Source organism: Geminocystis sp. CENA526 (assembly GCF_050753365.1).
Classification (GTDB): domain Bacteria; phylum Cyanobacteriota; class Cyanobacteriia; order Cyanobacteriales; family Cyanobacteriaceae; genus Geminocystis.
In genome coordinates, this window is record NZ_JBLZFY010000017.1 from 16,339 (window position 1) to 29,550 (window position 13,212).

The window sequence follows — 13,212 nt, forward strand, 5'->3', positions numbered from 1 at the left end:
AATCAAACAATAAAAAAATTATTAAGGATGGCAAAATTAACTTTACCTCAACTAGAAAGACATTTATTTACGGCGGCGGATATTTTACGGGGGAAAATGGACGCTTCGGAATTTAAAGAATATATTTTCGGGATGCTTTTCTTAAAGAGGGCTTCAGATATATTTGAGCAAAGGTATGAAAATATTATTAAGGATAATATAGCGAGAGGAAGAAGTGAAGAAGAAGCAAAAAAACGAGCAGAATCACCGAATAGTTACATAAAAACTTTTTTTATCCCAGAAAAGGCACGGTGGCAATATATTCGAGATGAGTTACACAAAAATGTTGCCGATGGTTTAAACAAAGCACTGGGAGCATTAGAAGAAAATAATGAGGCTTTAAATGGTGTACTAGGACATATTGATTTTAACCGTCAGGTGGGTAGTAATCGGATGTCAGATAGTAAGTTAAGGGATTTAATTCAGCATTTTAGTAAGTATCGTTTACGCAATGATGATTTTGTCTTTCCTGATTTGTTGGGGGCGGCTTATGAATATTTAATCGCTGAATTTGCCGATTCGGCGGGTAAAAAAGGCGGTGAATTTTATACTCCCCGTGATGTGGTGCAGTTAATGGTGCGTTTGGTAAAACCCGAAGAAGGTATGTCAATATATGATCCCTGTATTGGTTCGGGAGGTATGTTGATTCAAGCCAAGCAATATGTAGAAGAATGCGGTGGTGATTCTCGTAATTTGGCTTTAGCAGGGCAGGATAATAATGGCGGTGTGTGGGCTATCTGTAAAATTAATATGCTCTTGCATGGAATTAGGGATGCTAATATTCACAATGATGATACTCTCGCTAATCCTCTACATTTAGATGGTAATGAATTAATGCGGTTCGATCGAGTTTTGAGTAATCCCCCTTTTTCTCAGAATTACACGAAAAAAGAGATTAAATTTAAAGAGCGTTTTAGTCATGGTTGGTGTCCAGAAACGGGCAAAAAAGCCGATTTAATGTTCGCTCAACATATGTTATCTATGTTAAAACCAAATGGAATTATGGCGACAGTAATGCCCCATGGGGTGTTATTTCGTGGAGGTGATGAGCAAAAAATTCGTAAAAGTTTGATTGAAAAGGATTGTTTAGAAGCTGTCATCGGTTTACCTCCTAATTTATTTTATGGTACTGGTATCCCTGCTTGTATTTTAGTAATGCGTCATTCGGGGGCAAAATCCCCAGAGCGTCTGGGTAAGGTATTATTTATTAATGCTGATGCTGAATATTATGCTGGTAGAGCGCAAAATTATCTCAAACCTGAGCATATCGAGAAGATTATCTCAACTTTTACGGAGTTTAAGTCTATTTCAGGCTATGGCACGGTGGTTAGTAAGGAGGAGTTAGCCCAGAATGATTATAATTGCAATATTCGCCGTTATGCTGATAATGCTCCCCCTCCTGAAAATCATGATGTTACTGCCCATATTTTAGGCGGTATTCCTAAAAGAGAAGTGAATGCCCAATTATCTTTACTTCAAGCTCATGGTTTTAACTCGATCGAAATTTTAGTCCCTAGAAACCCTCACCCCTAACTCCTGTCTCAATAGGCGATCAAACTCACTTTAGTAGAGTTTCGCTGTTAGCAATGAAATTTATTTCATTGTGGGATAATGATTTACAGAAATAAATTGTCTTGTAATAAACCGCTTTGCAATAAATTGACAAAGCTAATAGCAAAAGTCAGCTAAAGCGACTAAACAACATACAATTTTACCTTGATAATGATTCCCCTAACCTCTCTTAATAATTGGGGAATTTTATTGTTTTTGATAGTGGTAACGTGCTTGTAAAAAGTCGATTCTTTCGGCAGTGACACGATAAACTAATCTATGTTCTAAATCAATTCTACGAGACCATGTATCAGAATCTAAAAATTTTAGTGGTTCAGGTTTACCTATACCTTCTAAGGGAGATTTTATAATAGCTTCTATTAAATCCAGAATTTTATTAGCTTTGGTTTTATCGGTGCGATACCACCATGCTAAATCTTCCCTAAAACGAGGGTGAAATACGGGAAATCTTGAATTGATACTTAAAGATTGATTTTTCTCGGTTTTTTTCTTTTTATCTTTCAATCTTTAACTCCTCACATAATTCATCAAGACTGTTAGGAGATGGAGGTGTTTGACTATCCCATTTTTTTGAATCTTCTAATGCTTCTAATAAACGTTGTGCATTGACAGGCGATCGCAATAAATATATAGTTTCTAAAATGCTAGATAATTCATCGGCACACAAAAGGGCAATATCTTTATGCCCCCGTCTTTTAACTACGGCAATAGTGTTGTCATTTTCTATGTCGTTTAAAAGATTGGCTAAATTTTCTCTAGCTTGAGTGTAAGTGGTTTCGATCGAAAACATATTATGATAACCTGTCCAGTTTTTCTGTACGTTTATGGATGTTCCTAGTTTAGCTTAAAATATAATGAATAATTCAATGATTATCAAAATGAGCAATTATGCAGGTTAGTCAAGAAACATAATTTTTACAAAAAAATTAACTCAATGCCCGTAGAGTTAAGCTATTAGCAATGAAATTTATTTCATTGTGAGATAATGATTTACAGAAATAAATTGTATTGTAATAAACCCCCCTTTTAATAAAAAAAATGATCCCCCCTAATGCACCTATATGTCATACTGAGTGTAACGCAGTGGAGCGAAGTATCTCTGAGATTCCTCGACAAGCTCGGAATGACAGTTTTTCTCTTAAGAAGGGGGAAATTGAATTAAAACCTAATTTATCTATCTACTTAAACATCGTGGAATATTTTGATTTTATCCCCCATATCACCGAAAGAAACCAGATTAAGCCTTTTATTGAACAGGATAAAGGTGTGATTGCCAAAGAACAAGAGTTAAATAAGGCTTTTAAGGGGTGGTGGGAGTTGAACGCCCCTAATTTGGCTAAATTGCCCGAAAATAAGGCAGTAATGCAGTTAAGAACCGATTTTATGGCTTCCTTTGTGGAGTCTCTGCAACCTGTGGGGTTATTGGATAGGTTTAAGGTGGCTGGTGTTATCGCTAGTTGGTGGGATGAGGTGCGTTATGAGTTGCGCACTTTATCGGAGTCGGGTTTTAATGGTTTGGTTGATAGTTGGGTGGATACTATTAAGGATGGTTTAGGGGATAATGATGACAGTAGCAATAAAGCTAAGTTTGATCCCCTTAATCATAAGTTAGTTAAAGTGTTATTGGCGGATTATTTGGCAGAAATTGAAACGGTAGAGGGAAAAATTGCGGAATTAGAGCAGGAAAAGGAGAGTTTTGAGCAAGGAGAAGGGGGAGAGGATACGGAAGAAGGGGAAGAGGTGGTTAATGTGGCGAAGGAGTTGGATAATCGGGTTAAGGAGTTGAAAGCTAGTATTAAGGATGCGGAAAAAAGAATTAAGTGGTTAAATCGCAGTGCTAATGTGAAGGATAAGGGTTCGATCGCAGCTAAGAAGAAGCTAGGGGAAGATACTAGGGCATTAGAGCAAGAATTGGCGGAATTAGAGGCTTTTGTTATTCCTATTACTGGGGAAATAACGGAAATTGAGGAACAGTTACAGCCCTATAATGAGTTAAAGGAAAGGCTAAAGGAGGCTAAAAATGAACTGAAAGAGTTAAAAAATAACTTAATTGAGCGTTTAGACGAGGCTAGAAGGGCTTTAAGGGATGATGAATGTCAAAAGCTGGTGTTAGCTATCTTTTTTGAAGGTTTAGAGCAAGAATTAGAGCGTTATGTAACGGCACACCGTCAACAGGTTATTGCTGTGGTTGAGAATTGGTGGGATAAATATCGGGTTACTTTTCGTTGTCTTGAGGAGGAAAGAAGTCAGGTTGTTAATGAGTTAAATTCTTTTTTTGAGGGGTTGGGTTATGTCTAAAAATATGGGTTTTAAGGATTCGCCACTAGGTTTAATTCCTGATGATTGGGAAATTGTGACAATAGAAGACATCGGAACTATTTATTCAGGTGGTACACCAAGTAGAGATAATCCTAGTTTTTGGGGAGGTGATATAGCATGGGTTACTCCAACAGAAATTACAAGTCTAAAAGGAAAATATTTAACAGAAACTAGAGAATATATTACAAAGGCTGGATTAATAGGTAGTTCAGCTAATTTAATGCCTAAAGATACTTTGCTTATAACCACAAGAGCAACTATTGGTTATGTTGCTATATCTCAAATTCCTATAACCACAAATCAAGGATTTAAAAGTATCGTAACTAATCAATCTTGTAACCCAAATTTCTATTATCACTTTCTCAAGTTTATTGCTTCTGAAATGATTAGATTAGCTAGTGGAAGTACATTTGATGAAATTTCAAGACGTGATTTTTCTTCTATTTTTGTTGTAAAACCTCCTCGAAAAGAACAGGAAAAGATAGCGGAGATATTGGATAAAGTGGATAGTTCGATCGAACTTACGGAGGCATTAATCAAGAAGCTAAAACAAATCAAAGCAGGATTATTACAAGACTTATTAACCAGAGGATTAGACGAAAAGGGCGAATTAAGAAACCCTGACACCCACCCCGAACAATTTAAAGATTCTCCTTTAGGTAAAATTCCTATTACTTGGGAAGTTGCTACTCTTGAATCAATTAGTACAGATAAACCTTATGCTATTGTTGATGGACCTTTTGGAAGTAATTTAAAGACTGAACATTATCGAGAACAAGGAATCCCAGTTATTCAAAGTGGCTTTGTAACATCAGGAAAGTTTTTTGCTGAATCTTACGTTTATGTAGATCAATTTTTGTTTAATACTCAGAAAAGAAGTGCAGTCGAAGCTGGTGATATTGTTATGGCTAAAATAGGGGCGCAATGCGGTACTTCTGCTATTTTACCAAAAGATCATTCAGTAGGAATATTAGCTGGTAATTCCTTGAAAATTTCTATTCATCCAAATAAAGCTAAAACTGAATATATTTTAAAACTTCTTCATTATTATTATGATATAGGCAAAGTGGACTTATTAAAAACAGAAACAGCACAACCTGCTATTAGTTTAAAAAATTTACGAAATATTTTAATTCCTATACCTCCTTTCAATGAACAGGAAAAAATAGCTAAAATTTTAGATACCCAAGAGAGGGCGATCGAAAAAGAAGAGCAATATTTAAAGAAATTAAAACAGAAAAAACAAGGATTAATGCAGGATTTATTAACAGGAAAAGTAAGAGTAAATCATTTGTAAAATTAATAAACAATATGAATATAGACACATTAAACAATCAAATTCGCTATCTAACAAATCAAGAACGAAAACCCACCGATGTTTTAATTCCCCTAAGCATTTGGGAGACTATCATCGAAAAACTTAACCTTAAAATTACCGAAGAAAATGACAGTAAAGAGCAACTCATAACCGACTTAAAACAAAGTTTAATAGATGCTAAAGAAGGAAAAACCTACCCCCTTGAAGAACTTTGGGAGGGGATAGACTTATAAATGAAAGAAATAAGATTTACTGCTCCTCCTCAAAATGGATAAATTAGAAGCCTTTTTAAACAGATTAACTGAGCTAAAAAATGAAGAAGAAATAACAGATTTTTGTCGCAAATATTTAATTCATGGCACACCCCATATATTTAATAATAGAGAAAATGAATATTATGAATTTAGAAAAAAAATCGCCAATCAATTTAACATTGCCTTTTATGAAATCTATATTACAGGTTCGGCAAAATTAGGATTTAGTCTTTTTAAACAAAAACCATTTGACTATGATTCTGATATAGATGTAGCCATTGTTTCATCTCAACTCTACGAAAAAATGTTAGAACCAATTTATGACTATCAGATGGAATTAAGAAAAGCGAGAAAAAGTATAACCGTGACAGAATTAAATCAATATCACTCCTTCCTTGAATATACTGCCATCGGTTGGATTCGCCCCGATAAACTACCCTTATCCTTTGGAGTTGATATATTAAAACAAGAATGGTTTGACTTTTTCAAATCAATTTCTTACGGTAAATCAGAGATAGGAAATTATAAAGTTTCAGCAGGAGTATTTAAAAGTTATTCTCACTTTGAAAAATATACAATAAGTTCATTAAAACAAATTATTAACACCCAAAAAATTAGGAATAAAAATGTTAGCACAACAAATTAAGCCTTCAGTAACGAACCCAACTATCGCCGATATTTACCAAAATATAGAAAGTGGTAAATTGATTCTTAAACCAGACTTTCAACGTAAATTTGTGTGGACTCATGATCATCAAGAGGAATTTATTGATACTATCTTAAAAGGTTATCCTTTTCCTGAGATTTATGTTTGTCAAGGAGAAATTGATACTCAAAAGTTGCGGACTATTGAATATGTAATCGATGGACAACAAAGATTAACAACTATTAAAAAATATATTGATGGGGAACATGAAAAACCTTTAAAAAAAATCTCTAAATATCAAGATTTAATAGAAGAGGAAAAGCGTAAATTTTTATCGTATCAAATGGTAGTCAGAGATATAGGAGAAGTAAGTGAACAAGATATTAGAGAAGTATTTAGAAGAATTAATTTAACTAAATTTAAACTAGAAGATGTAGAAATTCATAACGCTATTTATAACGGTGAATTTATCCAAACTGCTAAAGATATTTTACATAACATTAATTTAAGTGAATTTCCTGTTTTTTATGAATCAGAATTTACCCGCATGGCGGATTTACATTTTATTTTGCTAGTGATGTCAACTATAGAAGAAGGGGGTTATTTTTCCCAAGATAAAGAAATCGAAACTTATATTGTGCAATTTAATGATGAATATAAAAATAAAAATCATATTAAAGCTCTATTGATCAAAACCTTTGCTATTATTCAAGATTTAAAATTACCTAATGATTCAATTTGGTATCGCAAATCCAACTTTTTTACTTTGGTGGTTGAAATAGCTAAACATCAAGGAAATATCCCAGAAAACTTAGCTGATAAATTAGCACAATTAGAAGAAAATATTATGAACAATAAACATCAAAATAACGAGTTTGGCAATTATTACAAGTATATGTATGGAGGAACGAATAATAGAACTGCTAGAGTAACAAGGGGAGAAATTTTTAATAAATATATTTATTCATAGCCGTGGCAAATAAAATTGACTAAGATATTATAACTAAACACTAATCATAGTTTATATTTCTCGTTTAACCCTTGCCTTTTTTGAAAAATGCCCCAACAGACACCAGAATATTTACTTTCAGAATTGCCCACCATTGAACATTTAAAACTACTAAACTGGCAACATTTAGAGGGCGATCGTTTTATTCCTGAAATGACCGATCGAGAGAGCTTTAAAGAAGTAATCTTAACAGATAGACTGAAAAAAGCCATAAAAAGAATTAATTTAGACGAAAATGGTCAACAATGGTTAGAAGATAGTCAAATCGATACCGCCGTTACAATCTTAACAAGAGTTACAGGTAATAGTCTATTAGAAATTAATCAGCAAGTAAGCGGATTATTCTGGGAAGGTACAGTAACCGAAGGAAAAGACGGCAAAAACACCACTATTCATTATATAGACTTTGAAAACCCCGAAAATAACGATTTTTTAGCCATAAATCAATTTCGAGTTGATCCCCCTTGGCTAACAGGAGATAAAGGCTATATTGTGCCTGATATAGTGCTATTCGTTAATGGTATTCCCCTAGTCGTCATTGAATGTAAAAGCCCAAAACTCAACAATCCCCTCGAACAAGCAATTACCGACTTATTAAAATATTCTAATCAACGTCATAGCAATACCCCAGAAGGCGCAGAAAAATTATTTTACTATAATCTTTTGATGGTTGCCGTCTCTCAACATCAAGCGGTGGTGGGCGCTGTGGGTGGTACTCATAGCGATTATACCCCTTGGAAAGATACTTATCCCACCCCAGAAACAGAAATAGCTAATCAATTAGGCGTAACGGGGCTTAATAATCGTCAAAAGTTAATCGCAGGGATGTTAAAACCTTCTCATTTACTAAACATACTGCAAAACTTTACCCTCTTTACTAGAGAACAAACTAAAATTACCAAAATTATCCCCTATTATCAACAATATCGAGCCGTACATAAAACGATCGATCGCCTAGAAAAGAATCCCACCCGTAGCCAACACGGTGACACCGATCAAAGAGGAGGAATAATTTGGCATACCCAAGGGGCTGGAAAAAGCCTCACAATGGTTTATTTAGTCAAGAAAATTAGAACCACTCCAGCCCTAAGAAGATTTAAAATAGTAGTAATTACCGATCGCACCGACTTAGAAAAACAACTAGCAGAATCAGCCGTATTAACAGGTGAACCGATGCAAAAAGCCAAAAACGTGAGACAATTAGAGCGATTACTAGCTCAAGAGGGATCGGGGTTAGTTTTCGGCATGATTCAAAAATTTAGAGGCGATACAGATACAGAAGAAGAAAATAGCAACAATAACCAAATTAGTATTAGTAACAATCTTAATCCCTCAGAAGATATTTTAGTCTTTATCGATGAAGCCCATCGCTCCCATACAAATACCCTACATCTCAACCTTTCTCAAGCCTTGCCCAACTGTGCCAAAATTGGCTTTACAGGTACACCCATTGTTAAAAGTGCCAAGAAGACTAGCTCTCAAATTTTTGGGAGTTACATTGATCAATATACTATTAAAGATTCTCAAGAAGACGGGGTGACATTACCAATTTATTACGAAGGCATTGAAGCAAGGGCAAAAGTTAAACAAGGGGATGATTTAGATCAGATATTTGACTTAATTTTTCAAGATAAAAGCGAAGCAGAAAAAGCCGTTATTAAACAAAAATATGCCAACAAAAATCAAGTTTTAGAAGCCACAGAAATTATTGAAGCCAAAGCCAAAGATATGCTAAAGCATTATATTAGCCATATCTTGCCCAATGGGTTTAAAGCTCAAATTGCCGTCAGTAGCCGTAGTGCTTCCATTAAATATTATGAAGCATTGAACAAAGCCCAACAACAATTAATAGAGGAATTAGAAAAACGAGCCACTATTCTAAAAGAAATAGATATGTCAAGTATCGAAACTTTAGACGAGACAACCCAATTTTTAGCCCTTGCTTACCAACATCTTGATACTATTAAGCGTTTAGAATTTGCCCCTGTGATTTCAGGCAGTAAAGATGATCCCCCTAGTTGGCAGAAATGGACAAATGAAAGTAACCAAGAGACTCATAGAAACCGTTTTAAAAAGCCTCTTGATCAAGATGGTTTAGCCTTCCTGATTGTTAAAAGTATGCTCTTAACAGGGTTTAATGCACCCTTAGAACAAGTTTTATATTTGGATCGTACTATTAAAGAGCATGAATTGCTACAGGCGATTGCCCGTGTGAATCGCACCCATGCAAAAAAAGGTTATGGTTTAGTGGTTGACTATTATGGCGTTGATATAGCTTCAGCCTTGGCAATGTACGACATTAATGATTTAGAATTAGCACTAAAGGATATAAGAGACGAATTACCAAAGCTACAAGATAAACACCAACGGGTAATCAATTTATTTAAAGAGCATAATTGTGACTATAACAATCTGCAAGAAACTTTAAATTTATTTATCGATCAAGGGGAAAAGTTTAGGGTAATATTTGCTGAATATTTAAAGGATTTTCTCAATAGCTTGGATGAAATTTTACCTCGCCCAGAAGCAAAACCTTACCTGAAAGATGCTAAACAGTTCGGCTTAATTCGTAAATCTGTAGCGGACTTATATCGAGATGAACAATTAAACTTAGTGGATGCTAAAGAAAAAGTAAACGCTTTAATTGATCAATATATAACCATTCAAGGTATTAATCCTCATATACCCCCCATTGATATATTATCCCCAGAGTTCGATCGAAAAGTAGAAGAATATCAAAACCCGAAAACTCAAGCCGCCGCAATGGAACACGCCGCTCGCGCCTATATCAGCGATAATTATAATGATGATCCTAGTTACTATAAAAAACTCAGTGAAAAACTAGAGGAAATAGTAGAACAATTAAAAGAAAATTGGGAAAATCAAGTAATAGCTTTACAGGATTTAGTTCAAGATATAAAAAAAGGTCGTCAAGAAGACAATACAGGCTTAAACCCTGTCACAGAAAGACCATTTTTAAGTTTAATTGAACAATATTCGATCGTAGAATTAAACCAACAAATTCAAGCTACAAAAGAAATAGTCAAATTAATTAAGGATGAAATTAGAATAGTTCATTTTTGGCGAAATCAAATTAAACAAAGAGATTTACGGCTAACCCTGATAAAATATATTGACGATCGTGATTTAGTGCCTTTTGAACAACAAGAAAAATTAGCCGATGAATTAGTACAATTAGCTCGTCATAAACATATATATTTAACTAATTAGATATTCTCAAATCATTTGTTTTGTTATAATCTCCTTTGCCCTTTTCGACAATGAACACGATTACATTCGGTGAATTAGAATTTGAATTACGCCTGAGTAAAAAACGTAAAACCATAGGAATCACAGTTGAAAGAGACGGAAATTTAATTTTAGTTGTGCCTCCAGATGCTTCCGAAGATGCGATCGCAAAAACTGTAGAAAAACGTCGTTTATGGATTTATCGTCATTTAATCAGAAAAGAAAATTTAAACCAAAATCAACCGACAAAAGAATATGTATCAGGGGAGGGCTTCTATTATTTAGGACGTAGCTATAGACTAAAAATTATTAACTATGAGATCAATCATAATCCTCTGAATTTATATCAAGGAAAATTTTATTTATTAAATACAGCCTTACCATCAGCTAGAGAACATTTTATTGCATGGTATAGAACACATCTACTTACTTATTTAAACAATAAAATTAGTTTTTTCAATCACCGTATAGGTGTCGAACCTAAATCAATAAAAGTCAGAGAATTAGGGGCGAGATGGGGATCGTGTACGGATAATAAAAACCTTTGTTTTCATTGGCGAGTAGCAATGCTTCCTCCTGAAATAATCAAGTATTTATTAGTACATGAGATGATCCATTTATTAGAACCATCCCATAATCAATTATTTTGGCAAAAGCTAGAACAAGTCATCCCAGATTATTTAGAGAAGAAACAATGGTTGGCTTACAACGGTGTAAGGTTTAATCTCTAAATCTTCTAATCTATTTTCTAATCCCAAAAACATTCTAAGTAATTAGCATTTACCCATCCAGTTCTACCAGTGACTGCCCGATTAGGTCCTTGAGTCACCCTAACATAAAACCAAGGAAAATCACCTCGAATATACTGAACCGAGTTATCGTTATTTAACCCAGCGATCGATTCTCCCCCTGGACTTTTACGCAGGGCTAATTGTCCTGTTCTTATATTAGTTACTAAACAACCTGGATTTTTAACAGATTCAGAATAAGTTTCAAAACGGATTTGACTATGATGAATGTAACCCCTTCTTCCACACACATCCGTTATATACCAACCATTAGTCGAGCCATAAGTATTAATAGAAGTAACAGATTTAACACTACAAAGAATTTGCCCGTTAGGAGTCGATCGAACATTAGAGGGAGGGTCAAAAATAACTGCACTTGTAGTTTGAGCAGAGGCACTAATAGTAACGAAAGAACTCGTCAAGATTGATCCCATTAAAACAGTCGAATTTAATAAAGTTTTCAGATTTTTCTTCATAATTGATATATTCTAGCTGTACATTACTTTATTACAAGATGAATAGAGCTTCATAAATTTCATTTACTCATATATCTATCAGTGACTAAAGCAAGATTTATGCAAAATTGGCAAACATTTTTTACCCCTTGCTATTAAAAGCCAAACTTCCCAGAGAAAACAGAATCTGAGGAAGGAGGAGAGGATTTCATCGAGATGGTATCGAGACTCTATCCTCCTAAAAATCAACGTAGTCAGTAGCACATTCAGTTTTAATAGTATGAAGATAACGGCTAGTAGTGGAAATATTACTATGCCCTAAACTTTTAGATACTAAAAGTAAATCCGCACCATTAGCCAAAGCAGTAGAAGCAAAAGTATGTCTGAGCCAATGGCATGATATATCCTCATTTAATCCCGCCTTTTTCAGATACCTTTTCAAATAGCCGTGGACATTACTGCGAGATAAACTATTACCTCTAAGACTGGTAAAAATATAGATATTATAAGGGCGGTATAACCAGAGAATGTCTCGAAGTAAATCCTCATGCAAAGTTAGTACCCTCGTCCGCTCCCCCTTGCCTTGTACGGTCAAAAGATTATCCCGTAAATCAGTCCATTTAAGACGACATAACTCAGTGATACGCAACCCTGTATTAATGATGGTACGAAATAAAATACGATGCTGAGGATTATCAATGACAGAAAATAAGCGCTTCACATCCTCAAAAGTAATAATCTTTTCATTGAGATTATCTTTATCCTTCATACCCTTAACGATGGCGCCGACATTAAAATTAATGTAGCCAATCTTATGAGCAAAAGTAAGCAGACTTTTGACCCCCATAATTTTACTACAAATGGTTTGGGGCTTATAGCCTCGTTGTATTAAACTAGAACGATAAAGAAAAATATCATCAATAGTCAACTCTTGCAGAGGTAAGTTGACAAAATCCAAGAACTGCTTGACATTGATCGCATAAGTTTTAATGCTAGTTTTACTCTTATCGGAAAGCCACATAGCAATAACTTGAGTGTCAGTGGTAGCATTAGTAGCCCGATGTATATTCGTAGCCACCGAGGTATTAGAGATTGTTTCGCCCCCCAATCTTGACATACGCCATACCTCCAATATAGAACTAACCTACTGTTTAGTTTTAACTATAACCCTCTGTTGACCATCCCCTCACTAAATATTTATAAATTTTTACATAATCTAAATCTCACAAACCTTCCCTCACATTTAGCATTTTTCACCCTATCCAGTTGCCTCAAATTGACTAACCGATGCCGTAAAAAACACCTCGTTTACTCTACCTAATTACATCAATAAAATCTATATATACTCTCTTATATAAAGAGACGTATTTACGTTTTACTACTTAAAATATCTACAAATCTTTTTTTTCTTTCGCCGTTGCCCTAAAAAAATATTAGCCCCAAATAATTCGCTTTTAAGGGGCTTGAAATTTCTTTCAGGTAAATTTATACCTTGATACTGTTTATCACACCTAGAAGAAGCATTTAAACCCCATTGTGTTAATTATTATCCCCCCACTCAAT

General features: G+C 34.5%; 12 protein-coding genes. 8 read left to right on the forward strand and 4 right to left on the reverse strand.

Translation table 11 applies throughout. From position 1 onward, the window contains the following. Positions 1-27 precede the first annotated feature (27 nt). The gene (locus ACN4EE_RS07060) at positions 28-1,572 is read left to right on the forward strand and encodes a type I restriction-modification system subunit M (protein ID WP_431705711.1); all 1,545 of its coding nucleotides are present in this window, start codon (positions 28-30) and stop codon (positions 1,570-1,572) included. Between the two features lie 225 nt (positions 1,573-1,797). On the opposite strand, the gene ACN4EE_RS07065 is transcribed toward ACN4EE_RS07060, so the two are convergent. Beyond that, entirely contained in the window at positions 1,798-2,115 is a 318-nt protein-coding gene (locus ACN4EE_RS07065) for a Txe/YoeB family addiction module toxin (protein WP_431705712.1), read from the reverse strand. Then, positions 2,105-2,401: a type II toxin-antitoxin system Phd/YefM family antitoxin gene (locus ACN4EE_RS07070; protein WP_431705713.1), complete on the reverse strand. Its 297-nt coding sequence runs from the start codon at positions 2,399-2,401 to the stop codon at positions 2,105-2,107. Before ACN4EE_RS07070 ends, ACN4EE_RS07065 begins: the two co-directional genes overlap by 11 nt. A 248-nt stretch (positions 2,402-2,649) precedes the next feature. Here ACN4EE_RS07070 and ACN4EE_RS07075 point away from each other — a divergent pair, with 248 nt between their 5' ends. The 7 genes from ACN4EE_RS07075 (at position 2,650) to ACN4EE_RS07105 (ending at position 11,137) form a co-directional block, all read left to right on the forward strand. Further along, positions 2,650-3,909, forward strand: a complete 1,260-nt coding sequence (locus ACN4EE_RS07075) for a hypothetical protein (protein ID WP_431705714.1) — start codon at positions 2,650-2,652, stop codon at positions 3,907-3,909. Further along, positions 3,902-5,227 carry a restriction endonuclease subunit S gene (locus tag ACN4EE_RS07080; RefSeq protein WP_431705715.1) on the forward strand — a complete coding sequence of 442 codons (1,326 nt, stop codon included), beginning with the start codon at positions 3,902-3,904 and terminating at the stop codon, positions 5,225-5,227. The genes ACN4EE_RS07075 and ACN4EE_RS07080 overlap by 8 nt, the downstream gene beginning before the upstream one ends. Positions 5,228-5,241: 14 nt before the next feature. Then, positions 5,242-5,481, forward strand: a complete 240-nt coding sequence (locus ACN4EE_RS07085; protein WP_431705716.1) for a hypothetical protein — start codon at positions 5,242-5,244, stop codon at positions 5,479-5,481. A 34-nt stretch (positions 5,482-5,515) separates the two neighbouring features. Further along, complete coding sequence (locus ACN4EE_RS07090) at positions 5,516-6,148, forward strand: hypothetical protein (RefSeq protein WP_431705717.1); 633 nt, start codon at positions 5,516-5,518, stop codon at positions 6,146-6,148. Further along, positions 6,129-7,118 carry a DUF262 domain-containing protein gene (locus ACN4EE_RS07095; protein ID WP_431705718.1) on the forward strand — a complete coding sequence of 330 codons (990 nt, stop codon included), beginning with the start codon at positions 6,129-6,131 and terminating at the stop codon, positions 7,116-7,118. Before ACN4EE_RS07090 ends, ACN4EE_RS07095 begins: the two co-directional genes overlap by 20 nt. 87 nt (positions 7,119-7,205) lie before the next feature. Beyond that, a complete protein-coding gene (locus ACN4EE_RS07100) occupies positions 7,206-10,388 on the forward strand; it encodes a type I restriction endonuclease subunit R (protein ID WP_431705719.1) in 3,183 nt (1,060 codons plus the stop codon). Between the two features lie 50 nt (positions 10,389-10,438). Next, entirely contained in the window at positions 10,439-11,137 is a 699-nt protein-coding gene (locus ACN4EE_RS07105) for a M48 family metallopeptidase (RefSeq protein WP_431705720.1), read from the forward strand. Positions 11,138-11,154: 17 nt separating this feature from the next. Here ACN4EE_RS07105 and ACN4EE_RS07110 read toward each other — a convergent pair whose 3' ends face one another. Both ACN4EE_RS07110 and ACN4EE_RS07115 read right to left on the reverse strand, forming a co-directional pair. Beyond that, complete coding sequence (locus ACN4EE_RS07110) at positions 11,155-11,616, reverse strand: SH3 domain-containing protein (RefSeq protein ID WP_431705721.1); 462 nt, start codon at positions 11,614-11,616, stop codon at positions 11,155-11,157. Between the two features lie 271 nt (positions 11,617-11,887). Next, positions 11,888-12,727: a tyrosine-type recombinase/integrase gene (locus tag ACN4EE_RS07115; RefSeq protein ID WP_431705722.1), complete on the reverse strand. Its 840-nt coding sequence runs from the start codon at positions 12,725-12,727 to the stop codon at positions 11,888-11,890. Between the last annotated feature and the right edge of the window lie 485 nt (positions 12,728-13,212).